20 protein-coding genes are annotated in these 21545 nt (G+C 73.2%); 8 read left to right on the top strand and 12 right to left on the bottom strand.

Going from position 1 to position 21545, the window contains the following annotated elements; translation table 11 throughout:
* The first annotated feature begins 45 nt into the window (after positions 1-45).
* Both GA0070604_RS00485 and GA0070604_RS00490 read left to right on the top strand, forming a co-directional pair.
* The gene (locus GA0070604_RS00485; RefSeq protein ID WP_091112358.1) at positions 46-528 is read left to right on the top strand and encodes a SigE family RNA polymerase sigma factor; all 483 of its coding nucleotides are present in this window, start codon (positions 46-48) and stop codon (positions 526-528) included.
* Positions 525-1580, top strand: coding sequence for an LCP family protein (locus tag GA0070604_RS00490; protein ID WP_091112361.1), 1056 nt, complete (start codon positions 525-527; stop codon positions 1578-1580). The genes GA0070604_RS00485 and GA0070604_RS00490 overlap by 4 nt, the downstream gene beginning before the upstream one ends.
* A 91-nt stretch (positions 1581-1671) precedes the next feature.
* Here the strand turns inward: GA0070604_RS00490 and GA0070604_RS00495 are convergent, their stop codons facing one another.
* Positions 1672-1884, bottom strand: coding sequence for a hypothetical protein (locus tag GA0070604_RS00495; RefSeq protein ID WP_091112365.1), 213 nt, complete (start codon positions 1882-1884; stop codon positions 1672-1674).
* A 149-nt stretch (positions 1885-2033) separates the two neighbouring features.
* Between GA0070604_RS00495 and GA0070604_RS00500 the strand changes: the two genes are divergently transcribed.
* The gene (locus GA0070604_RS00500) at positions 2034-2417 is read left to right on the top strand and encodes a phage holin family protein (protein ID WP_091112369.1); all 384 of its coding nucleotides are present in this window, start codon (positions 2034-2036) and stop codon (positions 2415-2417) included.
* A 132-nt stretch (positions 2418-2549) separates the two neighbouring features.
* Positions 2550-3572 (top strand): class II fructose-bisphosphate aldolase, encoded by a 1023-nt coding sequence (fbaA, locus tag GA0070604_RS00505; protein WP_091112373.1) that lies wholly within the window; start codon positions 2550-2552, stop codon positions 3570-3572.
* Between the two features lie 57 nt (positions 3573-3629).
* On the opposite strand, the gene GA0070604_RS00510 is transcribed toward fbaA, so the two are convergent.
* On the bottom strand, positions 3630-4841 hold the full coding sequence (locus GA0070604_RS00510; RefSeq protein WP_091112377.1) for an LOG family protein: 1212 nt from the start codon (positions 4839-4841) through the stop codon (positions 3630-3632).
* A 281-nt stretch (positions 4842-5122) separates the two neighbouring features.
* On the opposite strand from GA0070604_RS00510, the gene GA0070604_RS00515 reads away from it, so the two are divergent.
* Positions 5123-5551 (top strand): DUF3151 domain-containing protein, encoded by a 429-nt coding sequence (locus GA0070604_RS00515; RefSeq protein ID WP_091112380.1) that lies wholly within the window; start codon positions 5123-5125, stop codon positions 5549-5551.
* Positions 5552-5698: 147 nt separating this feature from the next.
* Here GA0070604_RS00515 and GA0070604_RS00520 read toward each other — a convergent pair whose 3' ends face one another.
* Both GA0070604_RS00520 and GA0070604_RS00525 read right to left on the bottom strand, forming a co-directional pair.
* Positions 5699-7837 carry a MinD/ParA family ATP-binding protein gene (locus tag GA0070604_RS00520; RefSeq protein WP_091112385.1) on the bottom strand — a complete coding sequence of 713 codons (2139 nt, stop codon included), beginning with the start codon at positions 7835-7837 and terminating at the stop codon, positions 5699-5701.
* Positions 7838-7909: 72 nt separating this feature from the next.
* Positions 7910-8911: a diacylglycerol kinase family protein gene (locus tag GA0070604_RS00525; protein ID WP_091112390.1), complete on the bottom strand. Its 1002-nt coding sequence runs from the start codon at positions 8909-8911 to the stop codon at positions 7910-7912.
* A gap of 122 nt (positions 8912-9033) precedes the next feature.
* Between GA0070604_RS00525 and GA0070604_RS00530 the strand changes: the two genes are divergently transcribed.
* Both GA0070604_RS00530 and purD read left to right on the top strand, forming a co-directional pair.
* Complete coding sequence (locus GA0070604_RS00530) at positions 9034-10326, top strand: adenylosuccinate synthase (RefSeq protein ID WP_091112393.1); 1293 nt, start codon at positions 9034-9036, stop codon at positions 10324-10326.
* 335 nt (positions 10327-10661) lie between these two features.
* Entirely contained in the window at positions 10662-11909 is a 1248-nt protein-coding gene (purD, locus tag GA0070604_RS00535; protein WP_091126813.1) for a phosphoribosylamine--glycine ligase, read from the top strand.
* 70 nt (positions 11910-11979) lie between these two features.
* On the opposite strand, the gene GA0070604_RS00540 is transcribed toward purD, so the two are convergent.
* The 4 genes from GA0070604_RS00540 to GA0070604_RS00555 form a co-directional block, all read right to left on the bottom strand.
* Positions 11980-13503: a N,N-dimethylformamidase beta subunit family domain-containing protein gene (locus tag GA0070604_RS00540; RefSeq protein ID WP_091112396.1), complete on the bottom strand. Its 1524-nt coding sequence runs from the start codon at positions 13501-13503 to the stop codon at positions 11980-11982.
* A 99-nt stretch (positions 13504-13602) separates the two neighbouring features.
* On the bottom strand, positions 13603-15168 hold the full coding sequence (locus GA0070604_RS00545) for an AMP-binding protein (RefSeq protein ID WP_091112398.1): 1566 nt from the start codon (positions 15166-15168) through the stop codon (positions 13603-13605).
* Between the two features lie 28 nt (positions 15169-15196).
* Positions 15197-16411, bottom strand: coding sequence for an acyl-CoA dehydrogenase family protein (locus GA0070604_RS00550; protein ID WP_091112401.1), 1215 nt, complete (start codon positions 16409-16411; stop codon positions 15197-15199).
* 1 nt (position 16412) lies between these two features.
* The gene (locus tag GA0070604_RS00555; protein ID WP_091112404.1) at positions 16413-16865 is read right to left on the bottom strand and encodes an SCP2 sterol-binding domain-containing protein; all 453 of its coding nucleotides are present in this window, start codon (positions 16863-16865) and stop codon (positions 16413-16415) included.
* Positions 16866-16940: 75 nt separating this feature from the next.
* Here GA0070604_RS00555 and GA0070604_RS00560 point away from each other — a divergent pair, with 75 nt between their 5' ends.
* Entirely contained in the window at positions 16941-17585 is a 645-nt protein-coding gene (locus GA0070604_RS00560) for a TetR/AcrR family transcriptional regulator (RefSeq protein WP_091112407.1), read from the top strand.
* Here the strand turns inward: GA0070604_RS00560 and GA0070604_RS00565 are convergent.
* From GA0070604_RS00565 to GA0070604_RS00580, 4 genes are read right to left on the bottom strand one after another with little or no spacing between them, the layout of a single operon-like run.
* On the bottom strand, positions 17554-18840 hold the full coding sequence (locus GA0070604_RS00565) for an adenylosuccinate synthetase (protein WP_091112410.1): 1287 nt from the start codon (positions 18838-18840) through the stop codon (positions 17554-17556). The genes GA0070604_RS00560 and GA0070604_RS00565 overlap by 32 nt on opposite strands.
* A complete protein-coding gene (locus tag GA0070604_RS00570; RefSeq protein WP_091112414.1) occupies positions 18837-19796 on the bottom strand; it encodes a hypothetical protein in 960 nt (319 codons plus the stop codon). The genes GA0070604_RS00565 and GA0070604_RS00570 overlap by 4 nt, the downstream gene beginning before the upstream one ends.
* 10 nt (positions 19797-19806) lie before the next feature.
* Positions 19807-20781 (bottom strand): BUD32 family EKC/KEOPS complex subunit, encoded by a 975-nt coding sequence (locus GA0070604_RS00575; RefSeq protein WP_091112418.1) that lies wholly within the window; start codon positions 20779-20781, stop codon positions 19807-19809.
* Positions 20778-21530, bottom strand: a complete 753-nt coding sequence (locus GA0070604_RS00580; protein WP_091112421.1) for an NUDIX hydrolase — start codon at positions 21528-21530, stop codon at positions 20778-20780. Before GA0070604_RS00580 ends, GA0070604_RS00575 begins: the two co-directional genes overlap by 4 nt.
* Between the last annotated feature and the right edge of the window lie 15 nt (positions 21531-21545).

Here is a 21545-nt window from a genome sequence, read left to right on the forward strand (position 1 = left end):
CGGCTGTCCTCAGCCCGTCAACAGGGCGGGACACCGGGAGGTGCAGTGACGTACGAGGAGTTCGCCGATACCCGGCTGGGCGCCCTGCTGCGGTACGCGGTCATGCTGACCGGGGATCCCCACCAGGCGCAGGACCTGGTGCAGGAGACCATGGTCAGGGTCCAGCTCAACTGGCGGCGGGTGGCCCGCAGCGACGTGCCGGAGCGGTACGTCCGCCGGATGCTCACCAACCAGTACGTCGACTGGCGGCGCGGCTCGTGGGCACGCCGGGTGCTGCTCCGTGGCGAACCGGACGAGGTGCCCGCGTCGACCGACCACGCCCAGTCCGCGGTGGACCGGGACGAGCTGTGGTCCTGGCTGTCCCGGCTGCCCCGCCGGCAGCGCGCCGCGCTGGTGCTCCGCTACTACGAGGACCTGCCGGATGCCGAGATCGCGGAGGTCCTCGGCTGCGCCGTCGGCACGGTCCGGTCCTGCATCTCCCGCGCGCTGGCCACCCTGCGAGCCGAGTACGTGGAGGTCTGCTCATGATCGAGGACGACCTGCGGGCCGCCTTCGCGCGGCTGGAGGTGCTGACCCCGCCCACCGGTCCGATCCGCGCCGCCATCGAGCGGGCCGCGGGCCGCCGTCGGCGCCGACGCTTCCGGCTTCGGCTCGGTGGTACGGCGTTGGCGCTGGTCGCCGCCGCGGTGGCCGGCTTCACGGCGATCGCGCCGACGCCACCGGAGGCCACGCAGCTGCTGGGCGAACCGTCGCCGCCGTCGGCACCCACCGGCGCGCTGAACGTGCTGTTGGTCGGCATCGACTCGACGTCGGATCGGCGCCTACCGCTGGCCGACTCGGTGCTGCTCGTGCACATTCCCGCCGATCGCAGCCGGCCGTACCTGGTCTCGCTCCCGCGTGACCTGGAGGTCGACATCCCCGGGGTGCAGCGGGACAGGCTCAACGCCGCCTTCTACTTCGGCGTCAGGTCCGGCCCTCTCGACCTGAGCCGGGGCTACGAGCTGATCCGACGGACCGTCGCCGGTCTGACCGGCGTACGCCTCGACGCCGGCGCCGTCCTGACCTACCCGGCGCTGCGGAAGGTGACCGACGCGCTGGGCGGGGTGGAGGTCTGCCTGCCGCAGAAGATCACTTCCGTCCACACCCGCCGGGTCTTCCCGGCCGGCTGCCAGCACCTCGACGGACCCGCCTCGGTCGACCTGCTGCGGCAGCGGCTAGGGCTGCCCGACGGCGGCCTGGACCGGGAGCGCAACGCCCAGCGCTACGCCGCCGGCCTGGTCCGGCGGGCCGGAGCGCAGGACATGCTGCGCGACCCGTTGCGGCTCTCCCGCCTCGTCGCCGAGGTGGGCCCGGACCTGACCATGGCCGGCGGATCGGCGCTGGACCTGCTGCGGGTGGTTCCGGAGTTGGCCTCGGTCGAGCCGGTCGGGCTCAACCTGCCGATTGAGCCGTCGGGGGGCGTCAACGGGCGGGTGCGTGCGGATCCGAAGAACGCTCCGGCCTTTTTCGCCGCATTGCGGGAGGACCGGCTGGCCGAGTGGGCGGCGGCGAACCCGGACCAGGTCACCCCGGTCCGCTGACCGGCAGCGCTGCCCGGCGTGACCGGCCGGGCAGCGCGTACCCGGAGCGCGGCACGCCTTCGGGGCGGGTGTGCCTGCCGCCGAAACGGCGTCAGCGGTAGTCGTCCTCGTCGGCGACGATTACCCGGGCCTGTTCCATCGCGTCCCAGTCGGCGACCTCCAAGCCGCGGTGCGGCTCGGTCTCCCCGTCCTCAGGGTTGATCACCGCCGCCTGCTCGACGGCGTCGGCCGGCTCCGCCTCCAGGTCCCGTTCCTCCGGAGCGAGGTGGTCGCTCGGGGCGAAGTCCTCGTCGGGCTGACCCATCGTCCCTCCCTGAATCTCGGTACGGACGGTCACCACACACCGTACGGGCTGGTTCCGGTCCCCGCTCGGTGCCGGGCCCAACGGCGTGGGTCCCGGCGGAGTCGGCTGATCGCCCCTCCCGGCGAAGTGACCGGTGCCAGGATGGTGGGGTGGGCTTCCTGATCCGGCTGGCGATCACCGCGATCGCGCTGTGGATCACCACCCTGATCGTGCCAGGAGTGGAGGTGACCGGCCGTAACACCACGGACACGGCGGTCACCCTGCTCGTGGTGGCGCTCATCTTCGGCGTGGTCAACGCGGTGCTCAAGCCGGTCATCAAGGTGCTCGGCTGCGTGTTCTACCTGCTCACCCTCGGTCTGTTCGCGCTCGTGGTCAACGCCCTGCTGTTCCTGCTCACCGGCTGGATCGCCCGGCAACTACAGCTGCCGTTCCAGGTGGACGGCTTCTGGGCCGCCTTTTGGGGCGCGATCGTGATGGCCGTGGTGAGCTGGCTGATCAGCATCGTGGTGCCGGACCGGCGGGAGGCCCGGTGAGAGCCGTTCCCGGGTCGGTTGTGCCCGTCGCCGCCTTCTACGGGATACTGCCGGCGGTGGACAGCGCGGTCCGGCGCACCAAGGAAGACAGCGGCCTGCACGGCCGAGAGCGGTAAGTAAGGAGCGTTCGACATGCCCATCGCTTCCCCCGAGGCTTACGCGGAGATGCTGGACCGGGCCAAGGCCGGCCGGTTCGCGTACCCCGCGATCAACGTGACCTCCTCGCAGACCCTGAACGCGGCGCTCAAGGGCTTCGCCGACGCGGAGAGCGACGGCATCATCCAGGTCTCCACCGGTGGGGCGGAGTACCTGTCCGGGCCGTCGGTCAAGGACATGGTCACCGGTGCCGTCGCGTTCGCCAAGTACGCCCACGAGGTGGCGAAGCACTACCCGGTGAACATCGCGCTGCACACCGACCACTGCCCGAAGGACAAGCTCGACAAGTTCGTCCGGCCGCTGATGGCCATCTCCCAGGAGCGGGTCAAGGGTGGCGAGGAGCCGCTGTTCCAGTCGCACATGTGGGACGGCTCCGCCGTGCCGGTGGCGGAGAACCTGGAGATCGCCGAGCAGCTCCTCACCGAGGCCGCCAAGGGCAAGATCGTCCTTGAGATCGAGGTCGGCGTTGTCGGCGGCGAGGAGGACGGTGTCGAGAACGCCATCAACGAGAAGCTCTACACCACCGTCGAGGACGGCCTGGCCATGGTCGACGCGCTCGGCCTCGGCGAGAAGGGCCGCTACATGGCGGCGCTGACCTTCGGCAACGTGCACGGCGTCTACAAGCCGGGCAACGTCAAGCTCCGCCCCGCGGTGTTGCACGACATCCAGGTGGCCGTCGGCGCCAAGTACGGCAAGGAGAAGCCGCTCAGCCTGGTCTTCCACGGCGGGTCCGGCTCGCTGCTGTCGGAGATCCGCGAGGCGCTGGACTACGGCGTGGTGAAGATGAACATCGACACCGACACCCAGTACTGCTTCACCCGGCCGGTGGCGGACCACATGTTCCGCAACTACGACGGCGTGCTGAAGGTCGACGGCGAGGTCGGCAACAAGAAGATGTACGACCCGCGCGTCTGGGGCAAGGCCGCCGAGGCCGGCATGGCCGCCCGCGTCGTCGAGGCCTGCGAGGCACTGCGCTCCACCGGCACCAAGATGAAGTGACGCTGTGAAAGGAGGGGCCCCCTATTAACGCCAGGCGTTAACAGGGGGCCCCTCCTTTCATTCGGTCAGCAGGCGGACCGCCTCGTGCACGTCGTCGGTCAGGTGCACGGTGGTCGACAGGTCGCCGAAGGGGGACGCGGCCAGCAGCGGGCGCAGCAGCGACTCGACCGGCAACTCCGTGGTCCAGTACGCCCGGCCCAGGAAGACGTACGCCCCGCTCGCGCCGTCCGTGCCGTAGTAGGTCTTGGTAGCCGCCTGGAACACCTCCTGCACGGTCCCGGCCCGACCGGGCGCGAAGACGATCCCGCCCCGGGCCAGCCGCAGGATGGTGTCCTCCCGGATCGCGTTCGAGAAGTACTTGGCGATCCGCCCGGCGAACAGGTTCGCCGGCTCGTGCCCGTACAGCCAGGTGGGGATGGCCAGCCCACCCGAGCGGGCCCACTCCGTACCGGCCGCGGCCGGCCGTGGCGTGGGCAGCCCCGGGCCGGCCGAATACCGTTCCCGGACCCGCAGCGCCACCTCTGTGTAACGGTCGTGGTCGGTGAAGTCGGGCGCGGTGGCGAGCAGGTCGATCGCCGCCGTCAGCTCCTCCGCCGGCCAGGCCGCGAGGAAGGCGCCCAGGTTGGCCGCCTCCATCACGCCGGGGCCGCCGCCGGTCACCACCAGCCGGTCGGCTCGCGCCAGCTCCCAGCCCAGCACCGCCGCCATCCGGTACGCGTCGCTGCCGCGCGGCACCGCGTGCCCGCCCATCACGCCCACCACGGACTGCGGCCCGTGCACCGCCAGCCAGGCGCGGGTGGCGTCCGCCAGGGCGTTGTCCACCCCGTGGTCGTGCAGCCGCTGGCCGAGCGCCTCCCGGACGTCCGGCAGCGCGCCGCCGTGCGCGCGGAAGTGCGCGTACACCCTGGTGTCGTACATTCCGGCGAACCCCGCCTCCGCGAAGCCCGCGGCCAGGTCGTCCGCGCTGTAGAGATGGGCCGGCTGGGTCGGGTAGGGCAGCCCGGAGAAGGGCGGGACCACGTTCGCGCCACGCCGGACCAGGTCCGCGCCGACCTCGCGGCCGGCGAACCGGCAGCCCACGAAGAGGGTTCCGGAAACCTCGACGCCGCGCAGGTCGGGGACCGGATCGAGATCGAGGCGCAGCCCCTGCACGGTCAGGCCGGCGAGGGTCCCCTCGGCGAGCCGCCGATCGAACTCGGCCCGGGTCTCGATCTCGTGGATGCTGGTGTCGTGCGGCTCGATGACGTCCGCGGGAGGTGGGGTCGGCACGAGATCATCCTGCCCGGGCCCGGCAACCCCCGAACCCGACGGAACGGACCCGGTCGACCCGGCAAAGCGGGCAGGAGCCCGGCGGCCAGGCCACCGAGCTCCTGCGTATCCGGTCCTGGGGAGGCTCCGGACCTGTAGTTGTAGCGGAAAACATCGCACCCCGGCATGGGCCGCCGGTATCCGCGCCGGCACCGCAGGCGTGACGAAACCCTCAGCCGTTCAGCCCAACCGGCTCGCCGACCCTCTCGCGCACCCGGCCGAGAAGCGGGTTGAATGGGGCGATGCAGAACCTGTTGCCTGAGCCACCGGCCACCCTTCTGCCCGCGCACTCCGACGCCGATGCCGCGCTGGCCGCTGCCGCCGAGCAGGACACCGACGAGGCGTACGCCGAGGTCGCGGCCAGCTTCCCCAGCCACAGCGCGGCCTGGGCGGCGCTCGGGGCCCGGGCGCTCGCCGCGGGCCAGGTCATCACGGCGTACGCGTACGCGCGTACCGGTTACCACCGGGGCCTGGACCAGTTGCGCCGTAGCGGGTGGAAGGGGCACGGCCCGGTGCCCTGGTCACACGAGCCCAACCAGGGCTTCCTCCGCTGCCTCTACGTGCTCTCCCGCGCGGCGGGCGAGATCGGCGAGGCGGACGAGGCGGCCCGCTGTGCCCAGTTCCTCCGCGACTGCGATCCGGCTGCCGCGGACGCCCTGGCCAGTCACTGATCCGTCAGCGCGCCCTCACCGGGTGGTCGCTGGCAAGATCGCGCTGAACCCGTGCAGTAGTGGCCTCCCACCGACTGGGAGGCCACTACCGCGGCGTGAAGCACGATCCTGGTGAACGGCGTTTCGCGTCGTCGAACAGACAGCTCCCTAGAGCCCTTCGGCGACCGCTGCGGCGATCTTCAGCCAGGCGTCCCGGGTCGCCGAGGAGAGCTGGCCGTACCGGATCGGCTCGCCGGTGTCGATGAGCCGCTCGTACGGCGCCAGCAGCACCGCCCGGGTCCGGGCCGCGAAGTGCTGTTGGATCGCCGGCAGGTCGATCTCCTTGCGCGACGGCGGCATCGACACCACCGTCACCGCCTGGCGGACCAGCCGCTGCCGGCCGCTCTGCTCCAGGTGGTCGAGCATCCGGGCGGCCGTCTCCGCCGAGTCGTTCCGGGCCGACATGGTGACCACCAGTTGGTCGGTGGCGTCCATCGCGGCCTGCCAGTTCTGGGCCCGGACGTTGTTCCCGGTGTCCACGAAGATCAGCTTGTAGAAGCGGCTGACCACCTCGCGGATCTCGGCGAACGCGGCGGCGGTGAGCATCTCCCCACCGGTCGCCGACTCATCCGAGGCGAGCACGTCGAACATTCCCTCGCCCTGCGAGCGGACGTACTGCGACAGGTCGCCGACCCGGCCGTGCGGGCCCTGGAACTGCCCCAGGTCGCGCAGCATGTCCCGGACCGTACGGGAGTGGAAGTCCTGCTGGGCCCGCATGCCCAGGGTGCCCTGGGTCTCGTTGTTGTCCCAGGCCAGCACGTATCCGCCGCGCTTCTGACCGAAGGTCATCGCGAGCAGCAGAATGGCGACGGTCTTGCCCGCGCCGCCCTTCGGGTTGACCACGGTCACCTGGCGCAGCCCGCCGAAGTTGCGCCGGACCATCTCGATGTCCCGCCTCACCTCCTGCTCGTGCCGTCCGGGCGGAAGCCGGACCAGTCCCATCCGGTTCACCACCGCCCGGACGCCCATGGTGGCCACCGGGTCGGCCGGTCTGGCCTGGCGGCGGCGGGCGAAGTCCTCGGCCGTCGGAGTGGCCCCGCTCTCCGGGGTCCAGGCCGGCGCCGGATACGCGGCGGCGGGCACCGGCTGCTGCGCGGCAGGCGGGCCGGGCTGCTGCGGTACGGCGAAACCCTGCTGCGGCCACGCCGTCGGGTACCGGTCCGGCGGTGGGGCGGACCCGCCCGCCTGCGGTGGTGGCGGGTACGCCGACGTCGTCGGGTGCCCGTACCCGACCGGTCCCGGCGGATACGCCGTGCCGTCCCCGTACGGCGGCTGCATCGGTACGCCCGGCGCGGGCGGGAACGGCCCGAGGCGCGGCGGCGATCCCCCGTCGCCCGCCGCGGTTGCGGCCGGCCGGCCGTCCGGCCCGGGTGGGGGCGCCTCGGCGGCGGGAGGCATCACCGGGTCGGGTGCGGTCATGTCGGCGGCCGGAGGCATCACCGGCCCGGGCGGGGGCGCCTGGGTGGCCGGAGGCGTCACCGGGGCGGTGGTGGCCTCGGCCGGTGGCGAGGTCGGGGTGCCACCGGACGGTCCGTTCGCCGAGTTGGAGAGCCGCTGCGGCGGCTGCGCCCACGGCGACTCGTTCCGGCTGCCCGCCGTCGCCGTGGCGTCACCGCCCCGGCCAGACCCGCCCGCCGCCTCGTCGGCCGTGGGCGGGACAACAACCGTCGTCGCGTCGGCCGTGGGTGGGACAACCGTCGTCGCGTCGGACGTGGGCGGAACAACTGTCGTCGCTTCGGCCGTGGGCGGGAGCCCGGCCCCCGCCTCGCCAGCCGTAGGCGGAGTGGTCGCCGTCCCGTCGGCCGCGGGTGGAATGACCGCCTCTGCGGCTGCGAGCGGGACGGCAGCCTCGGTTGCCGGCCCGTCGGGCGTGGCCGGGACGGCAGCTCGGGACGAGCCCGCCGCCCGGCCGTCAGGGGCGGCCGGCGGGTGGTCGAGGGTGAACGGCAGGTCCAGGTCGACCGAGGGCTGCACCGTGCGGGCCACGGCCGTCCCGTTGCCGGTGTTCGACGGGATCCGGTCCGGCGGTGGCCCGTCGGCCGGCTCGACCGGCTGTGGCGGGGCCGGTGGCCAGGCGGCCGACGCGGGCGGGGTGGGCCAGGCCGGCGCGGCCGGTTGGGGTGCCGCCCACGGCGGGGCGGCGGCGTCCGGGTCGGTCGGATCCGGCGGCCAGAGCGGTTCGATGTCCCGCTCGGGTACGTGCGGCTGGCCCGGTACGTGGGCCCGGTCGGCGTTCTCGTGCACCACGGTTCCTCCCCATTCCTCCCGCCGAGGATAGGCCGTCCGGTTCGCCGAGGAGCCCGACCGAATCGACGGAGGTCAGGCTGTCCAGACCGCCCAGGCGTCCGGCTCGACCCACCAGGACCGCTTACGGCTCAGCTCGCCCTCGACACCGTCGTCGAGGAAGGGCACCTTCTCGTCGCGCGGTACGACCGCCACCGCCCGTCCCCGGGCCCGGCGCACTTCGAGGCGTACCCGCTTCCGGCCCAGCGCGGATCGGGTGACCACGGGCACGGCGACCGCCACCTCGACCCGGCCGTCGGTGGGGTCCGGGTCGGCCAGCAGGGTCACGTCGTCCAGCCGGGCGTACCCGCCGGCGTTGCCGATCGCGCAGGCCAGGATCGGCTCCTCGCCGTCGGAGAGGACGGCGCTGTCGACCTCCACCCGGGCCCGCCAGCGCAGCGGTCGGCCGGCGTCGTCGGCCGCGCCGAGCAGCGCGCCGTCCAGGGTCACCGAACCGCCGTCGTTGCGCAGCAGGTCGAGCCGGCGGGCCGTGCCGTCCAGCACCGCGGCGGCCACCGCCGCCGGATCGCGGGGCAGCCCGAGCTGCGCGGCCAGGTCCCGCGCCGTCCCGCTCCGGGCCGGGTCGAGCGGGAGTACGCCGACCGGCGGCAGATCGGGGACGGTGCGGTTGCCGGCCAGGTCGGCCGGACGGCGGCTGGGCGGCGGAGCGTACCGCCGGACCAGCCGGCGCAGCACGGCGCGCAACTGCCCGTCGCTGGCCGTGGCGATTACCAGCCGGGTCTTGGTGTCCGGATCCGGCCAGGTGAGGCCGTCGGGGCGCGGCGGCCCGTCGAGGCGGGCGAGCACCTCGTCGATCTCGGCGTCCGAGCGCGCGGTCACCGTCTCCACCCGGGCACCTCTGGCGGTCAGGGCGTCCGCGCAGGCCAGCACCGGTACGCGCGGCGTCTCGCAGCGCTCCGCGGGCATGGCGTCGGGGGCGGCCTCGTCGGCGCCACCGCAGCAGGCGCCGCCGCTGCCGCAGCCCCCACCGGACCCGTCCCGCTCCGAGCCGAGGGTGAGCAGCACCACGTCGTACACGAAGGAGCCTCCTGCTTCTCGACGAACCCCTGCCGGTCCCGCCGTCCTTACTTGTTAGCCTGACACCCCGGGCTCGCCAACCGGTCGCCACCTGGCACCCGAGCCTTCTGGAGGCGGAGAAGATGCCAGCGATCGTGCTCATCGGTGCTCAGTGGGGCGACGAGGGCAAGGGCAAGGTTACCGACCTGCTGGGCGGGCGGGTCGACTACGTGGTGCGCTACTCCGGCGGTAACAACGCCGGCCATACGGTGATCACCCCGGACGGGCAGAAGTACGCGCTGCACCTCATGCCGTCCGGCGCGCTTTCGCCGAGCGCGATGATCGTCATCGGCAACGGCGTGGTGGTCGACCCGAAGGTGCTGCTGGAGGAGATCGACGGGCTCGCCGAGCGGGGCGTGGACGTCTCCCGGCTGCGGATCTCCGGCGACGCGCACCTGATCATGCCGCACCACCGGGCGCTGGACCGGGTGGTCGAGCGCTACCTCGGCTCGTCCCGGATCGGCACCACCGGCCGGGGCATCGGCCCGGCGTACGGCGACAAGGTCGCCCGGATGGGCATCCGGCTCCAGGACCTGCTCGACCCCGGCATCCTGCGCAAGAAGCTGGAGTTGGCGCTCCGCGAGAAGAACCAGGTGCTGTTCAAGGTCTACAACCGCAAGGCGATCGACGTCGACGCGACGATCGAGGAGTACCTGGGTTACGCCGAGCGACTCACGCCGTACATCGCGGAGACCCGGGCGATGCTCTGGGACGCCCTGGACCGCGGCGAGATCGTGCTGCTGGAGGGTGCCCAGGCGACCATGCTCGACATGGACCACGGCACGTACCCCTTCGTCACCTCGTCGAACCCGACGGCCGGCGGGGCGTGCGTGGGCGCGGGCATCCCGCCGACCGCGATCACCAGGGTCATCGCGGTGAGCAAGGCGTACACCACCCGGGTGGGCTCGGGTCCGTTCCCGACCGAGCTGTTCGATGACAATGGCCAGCACCTGCGCAAGGTCGGCCACGAGTACGGCACCACCACCGGCCGGGAGCGCCGCACCGGCTGGTTCGACGCCGTCGTGGCCCGGTACGCCTGCCGCCTCAACGGCGTCACCGACCTGGTCATCACCAAGCTGGACGTGCTTACCGGCCTGCCGAAGGTGCCGATCTGCGTCGGGTACGAGATCAACGGCAAGCGTTTCGACGACATGCCGATGACGCAGACCGACTTCCACCACGCCACTCCGATCTACGAGGAGCTGGACGGCTGGTGGGAGGACATCACCAAGGCCCGGACCGAGGACGAACTGCCCGAGAACGCGCGCCGCTACATCGCGAGGATCGAAGAGCTCACCGGCACCCGGGTGAGCGTCGTCGGGGTGGGCCCCGGCCGCGACGAAAACGTCCTCCGCCACCCCCTCCTCCCCGCCTAAGCCTGGTTGATCAAGGAGTTTGCGTCTGGATTCGCTGCCGAACAGACGCAAACTCCTTGATCAACGTGAGCGGTGGGCGAGGTTGTCCACAGGGTTATCCACAGGGGTGGTGGCAGGCTCCGGATCAGGCAGAACCGCCTGGTCAACGCCGGCTGGACGATCCTCCGCTTCACCTGGTCCGACACCCTCCGCCCCGACTACATTCCCGCGACCGTCAAACAGGCCCTCCGCCACCGTCTGAGTTGATCAAGAGGGTTCGGTCGTCCGGAGCCGAAAGTGAGACGCGAACTCCTTGATCAACGAGGCGCGGTGGTGGGGCCAGTAGGATGCGGGCCGTGCGGGTTCTGGTTGTGGGTGGTGGGGGGCGGGAGCATGCGCTCGCGCTCGGGTTGGCCGCGGATCCTTCCGTCGAGGTGTTGGTGGCGGCACCGGGTAATCCCGGGATCGCTGCCGTCGCCTCGCTGCGGGAGGTGAACGCGAACGATCCGGCGTCCGTCGCGGCGCTCGCGGTCGAAATGGGCGCCGACCTGGTGGTGATCGGGCCGGAGGCGCCGCTGGTGGCCGGGGTCGCCGACGCGGTACGCGCCAAGGGCATCCCCGTGTTCGGCCCGTCGGCGGAGGCGGCCCGGCTGGAGGGCTCCAAGGCGTTCGCCAAGGACGTGATGACCGCGGCCGGGGTGCCCACGGCTCGCGCGTACACCTGCACCGACCCGGAGAGCACCGCAGGGGCGCTGGACGAGTTCGGGCCGCCGTACGTGGTGAAGAACGACGGGCTGGCCGCCGGCAAGGGCGTCGTGGTGACCGACGACCGGGCGGTCGCCGAGGCGCACGCGGCCGAGTGTGGCCGGGTGGTGATCGAGGAGTACCTGGCCGGGCCCGAGGTCTCCCTCTTCGTGGTCACCGACGGGGAGGCGGCCCTGCCGCTGCTGCCCGCCCAGGACTTCAAGCGCGCCGGCGACGGCGACACCGGGCCGAACACCGGCGGCATGGGGGCGTACGCGCCGCTGCCCTGGGCGCCGCCCGGCCTGGTCGACGAGGTGATGCGCGACGTCGTGCACCCGACGCTGGCCGAGATGCGCCGCCGGGGCACCCCGTTCGCCGGCCTGCTCTACGTCGGCCTGGCGATCACCGCCGCCGGCCCCCGGGTGATCGAGTTCAACGCCCGCTTCGGCGACCCGGAGACCCAGGTCGTCCTCGCCCTGCTGGAGACGCCGCTCGCCGGGCTGCTGCACGCCGCCGCCACCGGCACCCTCGCCGCGCACCCGCCGCTGCGCTGGCGGGACGGCGCGGCGGTCACCGTCGTGGTCGCGGCCGAGGGATACCCGGCGGCGCCGCGTACCGGCGACGTGATCTCGGGTGCGGACCGTGCCGGGGTCATCCACGCCGGCACCCGCCGGGACGCCGACGGCATGCTGCGCTCCGCCGGGGGCCGGGTCCTCTGCGGTACGGCCACCGGCCCCGACCTCGCCGCCGCACGGGACGCCGCCTACGACCTGGTACGCGGCATCGAGCTGACCGGCTCGTACCACCGCACCGACATCGCCGCCGCCGCGGTGGCGGGCCGGGTCACCGTGCCGTCCTGACGGGCCCTGTCGTGCCACCGGGCGCCGTCCCGCTGGCACGACAGGACAGGTCGAGCCGGAGCGCGGCGGATCAGGGCCGGGCCGGTGCGGTGGGAACGCCGCCCGACGAGCGAGCGATCATCCGGTCGAGCACGTTGGCGGTGGCCCGTTCGATCCGCGCGTCCCGGAGTCCCGGCCGGTTCAGCGCCATGGTCCAGCCGAGGGTGCCGGTGGCGAAGACCACCGCGCCCCGCGGCGTCTCGTACACGTGGGTGTTCTGTACGCGGCTTCCGCCCTGCCGCGCCTGATACGGCGACGCGCTGAGGACGGCGGCGTCGACTCCGGTGGGTCGGGCCGTCCTGGCGATGAGGCCGTCCGCCTCGCCGGCGACGACCTGGGGGATCCGGTCGCCGTCGGCCACCCCGGTTCCGGCCCACACCCAGTGGTGCGCCGACCGGACCACCAGCGGCTTCGGGGACCGGACGATGCCGTTGTACTGCACGCCGAGCAGCGCCTGCTCGGGCTGCAGGGCCCTGCGCCAGGTCACCGTCGGGCCGGACCCGTCGTCGCCCGGGTCCGGCGACGTCTTGGCGCAGGCGAACACCCGGTCGGGCCGGCCGTCGCCGGTCGGGCGGACCCGGATGCGCCAGTAGACGCTGTTCGCGCCGAAGTAGGCGAGGCTGGTGCCGTGGGCCAGCGCCGCCTCCGCCGCCCGGCGCATCTCCGGGGACCAGTACTCGTCGTGCCCGCAGAACACCAGCCCGAGGTGCCGCTGTGGGTCGAGCCGCCCCGAGTGCAGGTCGAAGCTGGTCGCGTAGCTGACGTCGTAGCCGTTGCGTTCCAGCCACTGGATCGCGTCGTGGTCCCGGATGAAGTGGCTGGGCTGGCCCGCGTTGGCGTACGGGCGGTCGAAGGAGACCTCCCGCGCCCGCAACGCCGAATCCCGCCGCCCGGTGGCGTCGTACCCGTTGTAGAGGCTCTTGCCGGTCACCGCGTTCTCCGGCCACTGGTTGTACGCCTGCCAGGTGGTCACCGGCAGCACGACGCAGAGCGCGGCGGCCCGCCGGTCGTCGCGTACGACGAAGGGGGTGCACGCCCGCCAGCCGGCGGCCGAGGTGAACACCGCCTGGTAGAGGCCGGAGGCCCAGCCGTCGGGCACCCGAAGGGTCCAGGACACCGGCCAGCGGCAGGCGATCATCCCGGTCGCCGGGTCGGCGGGCGGCACCGGCTGCGGCACCCCGGCCAGGTCGGGGCTGGCCAGCATGGTGCGCGCCCCCGCGCCGCCATACCAGCCGAGGCGGTGGATGGTGATCCGGAAGGGGCCGGCCGGGTTGACCGCGACGTGGAAGTCGATGGACTCGCCGGGGGCGACGCTGGTCGCCGAGGCGTACCCCTGGATCTGCCGCCGGCGATCGTCGGACGGGCGGCCACCGACCGGCGGCCACCAGGGCTCGCCGGCCGCCTGGTTCTCCACCTTCACCGGCGAGGAGGACTGGTGGCGGGTCAGGGTCGCGGCACGGTGCCGCCCGAGGCTGGGCTCAACGGTGCCGAGCGCGCTGGCGGAGACTCCGCCCAGCAGGAGGCCGAGTGCCCAGCGCCGGCGAAGTCGGACCATCGGACTGCTCCCGGTCGAGTGAACGAACCTGCCGGGACAGCCGGCGCTGGAAAGGTACCACCGGGGAATTGGTCCCGTCCGTCCCCTGTGCCGTCGGCGTCAGCCGTAGTAGCGGCGCAGTTCGCGGTTGAGGACCTTGCCGGTGGCGTTGCGCGGCAGGTACTTCACGAAGACCACGTCCCGGGGCACCGAGAAGCGGGCCAGGTAGCGCCGCACGTATTCGCGGACCGCCTCCGCGTCGAGCGTCTCGCCGGGACGCAGCGCCAGGAACGCGGCGAGCCGCTCGCCGTACTCGGGGTCGGGTACGCCGATCACCGCGACCTCGCGGACCTGGGGCAGCCGGGCGATCAGGTCCTCCACCTCGGACGGGAAGACGTTCTCACCACCGGAGACGATCATGTCGTCGACCCGCCCGTTGACGAAGAGCAGGCCGTCGGCGGTGAGCCGGCCCAGGTCACCGGTGTCCAGCAGACCGTCGCGGCGCTCCCGGCCCGCCCCCGAGGTGTATCCCTCGAAGAGCATCTCGTTGCCCACGAAGATCCGCCCGACCTGGCCGTCGGGCACGGGGTTGCCGGCCTGGTCCAGGATCTTCAACCGGGTGCCGTGCGGGGGCCGGCCGGCGGTGTCGGGCGCCCGGCGCAGGTCGGCCGGGTCGGCGATGGACGCCCAGGAGACCTCGGTCGAGCCGTACAGGTTGTGCAGGACATCGCCGTAGCGGCCCATGAACGCGGTGGCCAGCCCGCCGGGGAGCGCGGAGCCGCTGACCGCGACCACCTTCAGCGGCGGGCGGGGGTCCGGCGGCGGCACCTCCATCAGCCGTTGCAGCATCACCGGTACGGCGAACAGCGCGTCGCAGGGCCGCGCCGCCAGGGCGGCCAGCGTGGCGGCCGGGTCGAACCGGCGGTGCAGCACGATCGTGGCGCGCAGCGCGAAGGCCACCTGGAGGGCGGCGTATCCCCAGGTGTGGAAGATCGGCGCGGCGATCATGACGGTGTCCCGGACGTGCAGCGGGATCCGGTCGATGATGGACACCAGCGGGCCGAAGCCGTTCGGTGTGGGCCGCCGGGCGCCCTTGGGCGCGCCCGTGGTGCCGGAGGTGAGCACGATGGCCCGGCCGTCCCGCTCCGGCGGCTGGAGCTGGTCGCCGGGGAGGGCGGCAGCGGTCATCTCCTCGCGGCCGCGTTCGTCGATCCGCAGCACGTCGGCGGGGAGGCCGAGGAGACGCTCGGCGAACTCGTCGTCGTGCACCAGCACCCGCAGCGCCTGCTCCTCGGCCACGGTGGCGAGCTGCGTCGCGGAGAGCCCGGTGTTGACCAGTACGGCGTCCGCGCCGAGCAGCATCGCCGCGACGATCGACTCGATCAGTCCGTGGTGGTTGCGGCACAGCATGCCGATCCGGTCGCCGGCCCGGACGCCGAGCCCGGCCCGCATCGCGCGGGCCAGCCGCTCGGCCCGGTCCAGCAGTTCCTGGTACGTCAGCGTGCCGCCGTGCTCGTCGACCACGGCGGTACACCCCGGATCACGCGCGGCGGCCTGGCGCAGCTCGCCGGCGAGGCTCCAGCCCCACCTGCGTAGCGCGCCGAGCTGGGCGGCGACCCGGATGGGCCGGCCCGGGGTGAGCAGTCCACGGCGGGTCAGCGTGGCGACGACGAACGGCAGGTCCATGCCGCAGCCCTCCTTCGCCGACCGCCGGTCAGCGGATCTGCATCCCGGAGACGGCCCGGGAGATGACCAGTCGTTGGATCTCGGAGGTGCCCTCGAAGATGGTGTAGATCTTGGCGTCTCGGTACCAGCGCTCGACCGGGTGGTCGCGCAGGAAGCCGGCGCCGCCGAGCAACTGGACCGCCTTCTCGGTGACCGAGACCGCCACCTCGCCGGCCTTGAGCTTGGACATCGAGCCCTCGCCCGCGGTGAATGGCCGGTTGTTGCGTCCCATCCAGGACGCCCGCCAGACCAGCAGCCGGGCCGCGTCGATCTCCATCCGCATGTCGGCGAGCGCGAACGCGACCGCCTGGTTCTCGATGATCGGCCGGCCGAACTGCACCCGTTCCCGGGCGTAGTCCAGGGCGTACTCGTACGCGGCGCGGGCCACGCCGAGCGCCTGCGCGCCGACGGTCGGGCGGGACAGCTCGAAGGTGCGCATCGCCGCCTGGCCGGAGGCGCGCTGCCCGGAACGCGCCCGGTCGAGCCGGGCCAGCAGGGCGTCCCGCTCGCCGAGCAGGCACCGCCCGGGCACCCGTACGTCGTCGAGGAAGACGTCGGCGGTGTGTGACGCGCGTAGCCCGAGCTTGCGTAGCTTGCGGGTGGCGGTCAGCCCCGGCGTGCCCGGCGGTACGACGAACGCGGCCTGCCCACGCGAGCCCAGCTCCGGCTCGACCGAGGCGGTGACCACGTGCACCCCGGCGATCCCGCCGTTGGTGGCGTACGCCTTCTGCCCGTTCAGCACCCACTCGTCGGTGGCCTCGTCGTAGACCGCGCGGGTACGCATGGCTCCGACGTCGGAGCCGGCCTCCGGCTCCGTGGTGCAGAACGCGGCGACGGCGGGCTGGTCGGCGTCGCCGAAGCACTGCGGCACCCACTCGACGAGCTGGTCGGGCGTGCCGGCGCCGTAGATGGCGGCGACGGCCAGCGAGGTGCCGAAGATGCTCAGCCCGATGCCGGCGTCGCCCCAGAACAGCTCCTCGCTGGCGATCGGCAGGGAGAGGCCGGTGGGGTCGGCCCAGCAGGTGGCGAGAAACTCGAAGCCGTACAGGCCGACCTTCGCCGCCTCCTGGATGATCGGCCAGGGGGTCTCCTCGCGGGCGTCCCACTCGGCCGCGGCGGGGCGCACGACGTCGCTGGCGAAGCCGTGCACCCAGTCGCGGAGGTCCCGCTGTTCCTCGTTCAGGTCGAGCGAGAACTCGGCCATGTCAGGCCTTGGGGATGTCGAACAGGTTGGCGATGTTGGCGGCCAGACCCAGGTCGCCCTTGGCCTTGAGTTTGCCGGTCATGAACATCATGACCGGGTTGCCGCCACCGGAGACGATCTTCAGGAAGTCGACCGGGCCCATGGTGAGGCTGAGCTTCGGGTCCCGCTCCGGGGCATCCGAGACGGCGCAGGCGCCGTTCTCGATGACGATCTCGTAGGTGTCGGTGCCGCCGTCGGCGCGGCCGGTGATGTTCCAGTGGATGACCGCGTTGGTGGAGCCGGCGCGGTCGGCCCGGAACAGCGACGGCATGCGGCCGAAGACCTCGCCGAGGATCTTGCCGCGCATGTCGCCGGACATGACCTCGGCGATCTTGTCGTCGGGGGTGGACTTGACCAGCTGCGCGAACTCCTTCGGGCTGACGTTCGCGAAGTTGGCCGGGTCGAAGTCCGTCATGGGGTTGCACCTCTCGGGGCGGGCCAGCATGGTTACTCAGGCGTAACCCTACGCAGGAGTAGGTATGCTCGCAAGGTGTCCGGCACCCCCGCCTTCAAGCGCCTACCCCGGGCCGTACGCGAGCAGCAGATGCTGGACGCGGCGGTCAGAGTGTTCTCACGCAGGGGTTTCCATGCCGCCAGCATGGACGAGATAGCCGACGACGCCGGCATCTCCAAGCCGATGGTCTACGCGTATCTCGGCACGAAGGAAGAGCTCTTCATCGCCTGCCTGCACCGGGAGGGCGCCCGGATGACGGCGGCCATCGCCGGGGCGGCGGCCCCCGACCTGCCCGCCGACGAGCGGCTCTGGCGCGGGTTGCGGGCCTTCTTCGGCTTCGTCGGGGGGCACCGGGACGGCTGGGCGGTGCTCTATCGGCAGGCCCGTGGCTCCCAGCCGTTCGCCACCGAACTGGCCGCCATGCGCAACCGGCTGGTCGAGGTGGTCGCCGGCATGCTCGACCACGCGCTGCGGGCCAGGGGGCGCGAGGTGAGCGCCACCGACCTGGAGGTCGTCGCGTACGCCCTGGTGGGCGCGAGCGAGTCGCTGGCCGACTGGCTCGCCGACCACCCGGAGGCCGACCCGGAGCGGACCGCCGGCCGGATGATGAACATCGCCTGGCTCGGCGCCGACCGCCTCCTGCACGGCGCTAGCTGGGAAGAAGGAAGGGCCCCCTCATAACGCCTGCGGTAGAGAAGGGAACCCCTCTAACGGGCGTGGGGCGTTTGTGTTCGGCGGTGGGGCCGTGGGAGGTGAGTAGGAGTGGGGAGGCCAGCTCGGTTTCGATCGTTGTGGGCCAGTTGGTGGGTGGGGTGTCGTAGAGCGGGCGGGCGCGCAGCAGGCGGGCGGTGAGCGCGGCCTGCCGGTCGAGGTCGCCGGCCGGGCCGGGCACCAGCCGGTCCAGGATGTCGTAGCGGCGGCAGATCCGCAGCTCCGGGCCGGCCAGGTCGAGGTGGGTGAGCGCCAAGCCGTCCACCCCGCCGACGACGTCGAGGGCGTACCGGTGGGCGACCGCGTCGAAGTGGCCGAACCGGAACCGGCCCTGCCAGGGGTTGGTCGGGTTGCGCGGGTCCGCGTACGGCAGCGCCGGGTCCTCGGTGACCAGCGGCCCGGGCCCGTGCCGGGTGGTCGTCACCCGCAGCACCCCGAGCCGGCTGGCGGCGCCGGCCAGGCCCGCCTCGGCGAGCAGCGCCTCCGCGTTGGCGAAGGTGGTGGTGCTCCACGTCGTGTACGGGTGGAAGCCGTGCCACTCGTCCAGCAGCACCCCCTGCGCCCCCTCGAAGACACAGGTCCCCGCCCGCAGCACCCCGGCCAGGTACGCCCGGTCCACGATCGCCACCCGCTCGGCGAACCCGGCGTACGCGGGCAGGCAGTCGGCGACCGGCGGCGCGTCCAGCGGGCCCAGTTCGGCGGTGAGCCGGTCCCGCAACGCGGCGAGCCGACGGCGCAGCACGGTCGGGCGGCGGCAGTCCGCCACCCTGGGCGCCTCGTCGGGGTGGGTGAGGCCGTACGCGACGGCCTCACCCACCCCCAGCCCGCAGGAGCCGTGCCGGTCGGCTCCCCGGGCGATCTCCCGGGCCCGGTTCGCGGCCCGGTGGTACGGGGTGGCAAGCAGCGCCTCGCCGTCCACGGTCAGCCGGTCGAGCGCGTCGGGCACGCCGACCTCCGCGAGGTGGTCGGCCTCGGCGGCCAGCGCCAGCGGGTCCACCACCACGTGCCGCGACAGGTGCGTACGCACCCCGGGGCGGAACGTCCCGGCGCCGAACTGCGCGAACGTGTGGTGTCGTCCGTCGCGCAGCACGACGTTGTGCGCCGCCTGCGCGCCCCCGTTGAACCGGACCACCGTGTGCACCGGCCGGGTCGCGCAGAGCCAGTCCACGACGGTGCCCTTGCCGGCGTCGCCGTAGCCGAGGTCGACCACCATCACGTGCCTCACAGCCGGGTGACCCCGCTTCCGCCGGTCGGGGTGAACGGCAGCGTCGCCGCCGACGTCCGCCGGCCGCCGCCCAGCCTCGCCAGCGCCTTGGAGACCGTCCGGCCGGCGGTCGAGCCGGCCCGGTCCAGGTCGCGCAGCCCCTCGTCCAGGTCGATGGCCTGCTCACCGAGGCCGACGGTGAGCGCGATGGTCTCGCAGACCGCGTCCAGGTCGTCCAGCTCGACGGCGTTCTGCCCGAGCAGGCCGCGCCAGAAGTCCAGCACCTTCCGGCTGCCGGCGTACGCGCTGCCGGCCGGGAGCAGATAGTAGGTGTCCCAGCGCCGGGTCACCTCGTCGACGATCTGCCGCAGCGGCACGCTCTCGTGCAGGTCGTCACCGATCAGCCGGGCCACCTGTCGCCGGTCCACCCGCTGGTACGCCAACTCGTCGCCGATGATGAACAGGTAGCCCCGGCGCCCCCGCTTCTCCCAGCAGTCGGTGACCGTGTGCCGGGCCATGAAGTACATCGCCAGCTCGTACGACTCGGTCATCTGGCCGCCACCGCCGCCCTCCAGCACGATCCGGCCGAGGTCGTCGTCCATCCGGTTGTCCGACTCGAACTGCCCGATCTGCAACGGCACCCGGTCGCAGGTGGCGTCGCCGATCGCGCCGAACATGAGCTGCGGGTCGCGGGCGTACCCCTGGCGCAGCAGCAGCCCGAGCAGCTGCGGCAGCTTGGTCTGGAGCGCCCGGGGGACGTGGCCCATCGAGCCGGTCACGTCGAACAGCACCGCGATGGCGGTCGACTGCGGGTGCTCGTCGGAGTCGCGGCTCTCCCGAACCGCCCCGCGCGGGTCGAGCGCCGGGTGCACGGTCCGCGCTCCGCTGTCGCTGTAGGAGAAGGCGCTCGCGCCGGTGGCCCGCCGGTAGCGGTCGGCGGCGTCGTACACGTCGGTGGACCAGATTCCGCTGCCCATGGCAGCCTCCCTAGGGGTTGAGGGTGAAGGGCCGGAAAATGCGGGGGCCGTAGAGCCGCTCCAGCACCTCGTCGAGTTCGCCGAGCAGCCGCCACGCGTCGTCGGGCCGGGCGGCCAGCTTCGGGCGCTGGCAACCGGCCGCGAAGGCGCGCAGCTCGCGCGGGGCACGGTCGGCCATCAGCCAGGTCAGGCAGCGGGCGGCCAGCGCCAGGTCGGTGCCGGGGCCGCAGGACCGACGCCCGGTCACCTCCGGCGGGTACCAGTCCTCGTCGCCGGGGGCCAGTGCCGGGACCACTCCGCCGTCGACCATCGAGAAGCACCAGTCGACCAGCACCAGGCCGTGCGCGTCCGGCTCGATCAGCACGTGCCGGGGGAGCACCGCGCCATGCACCACCCCGGCGCGATGGGCCAGGCCGAGGGCGACCAGCAGCCGCCGCCACATCCAGGCCGCGTCGCGCGGGTCCAGCCCGTCCGGGTACGCCCGGCGTACCTCCTCCAGGCTGTGCAGCCCGGGCGCGGCGGCCAGCACGTTGGCCAACCGGTCCGCCCCGGTCGCCGCGTCCCGGATCCGGAGCGAGTCGACCAGCCGGGGCACGTACGGCAGGTAGCGCGGGTCGCCCCGCTCCGCGATCACCCGCAGGGCGCGCGCCTCGCGGGCCATCAGGTCGTTGTCGGCCGGGTCCCGGGGCAGCTTGAGCAGCCGGTCCGCCCCGACGTCGTACAGGTCGGCCAGGTCGCCGGCGTACGCGAGCCGGCGGAGCGCGTAGTCACCGAGCATGGTGCCGCCTCCTCCCCGCCATCGGGTGGTGACCTCGATCAGCGCGTCGGTGGCGGCGGCGCGTACCGCCGGGTCGGCCGCGCCCAGCCGGTCGGGGTGCAGGGCCGCGACCAGCCTGCGATAGCGGTGGGTGGACATGTCGGCGCCGAACAGGTCCGCGTCGGTGCGCGCCTCCGTGACCAGGCGGATCGCCTCCTCGGTCCTCACCGGACCGTCTCCTCGCGGGCGGGACGCAGCAGCGCCGGGTGGAGCAGCCGGGCGTCGCCGGCGCGGTAGAGCTTGGCCCGGGGCCCGCCGCGCGCGCCGCCGCGCTCGGTGCTGGCCCCGGTGCTCTCCACGAAGCCGGGCACCGAGAGCACCTTGCGGTGGAAGTTTCCGGCGTGCAGCGGGTGCCCCCAGACCGTCTCGTAGACGGCCCGCAGCTCGGTGATGGTGAACTCGGGTTCGAGGAAGCGGGTGGCCAGCGGGGTGTATTCCAGCTTGGACCGGGCCCGCTCCAGCCCGTCGTCGATGATCCGGGCGTGGTCGAAGGCGAGCTGCCGGCTGGTCAACGCGGTCACCGGCAGCCAGACCGCGTCCTCGGCGTCGGTGCCGGCGGACGGGTCGGGCAGGTCGGGGGCGAACGCCAGGTGGGCGATCGAGACGACACGCATCCGGGGGTCGCGGTCGGGAGCGCCGTAGCTGCCGAGCTGCTCCAGGTGGACGCGGCGCAGCCGTTCGCCGCCGAGCCCGGTCTCCTCGGCCAGCTCCCGGCGGGCACCGGTGGCCAGGTCCTCGTCCGGGTGGACGAAGCCGCCGGGCAGCGCCCAGTGCCCCTCGTACGGCGGGGCGCCCCGGCGGATCAGCAGCAGGTGCAGCGCGCCCTCGCGGATGGTCAGGGCCACCACGTCGACGGTGACCGCGACCGCCGGATAGTCCCGAGGGTCGTACGCGGCGAGGAAGTCCTGCTCGTTCACGGCGTCTCTCTCACT

This window comes from Micromonospora eburnea (genome assembly GCF_900090225.1).
GTDB lineage: Bacteria > Actinomycetota > Actinomycetes > Mycobacteriales > Micromonosporaceae > Micromonospora > Micromonospora eburnea.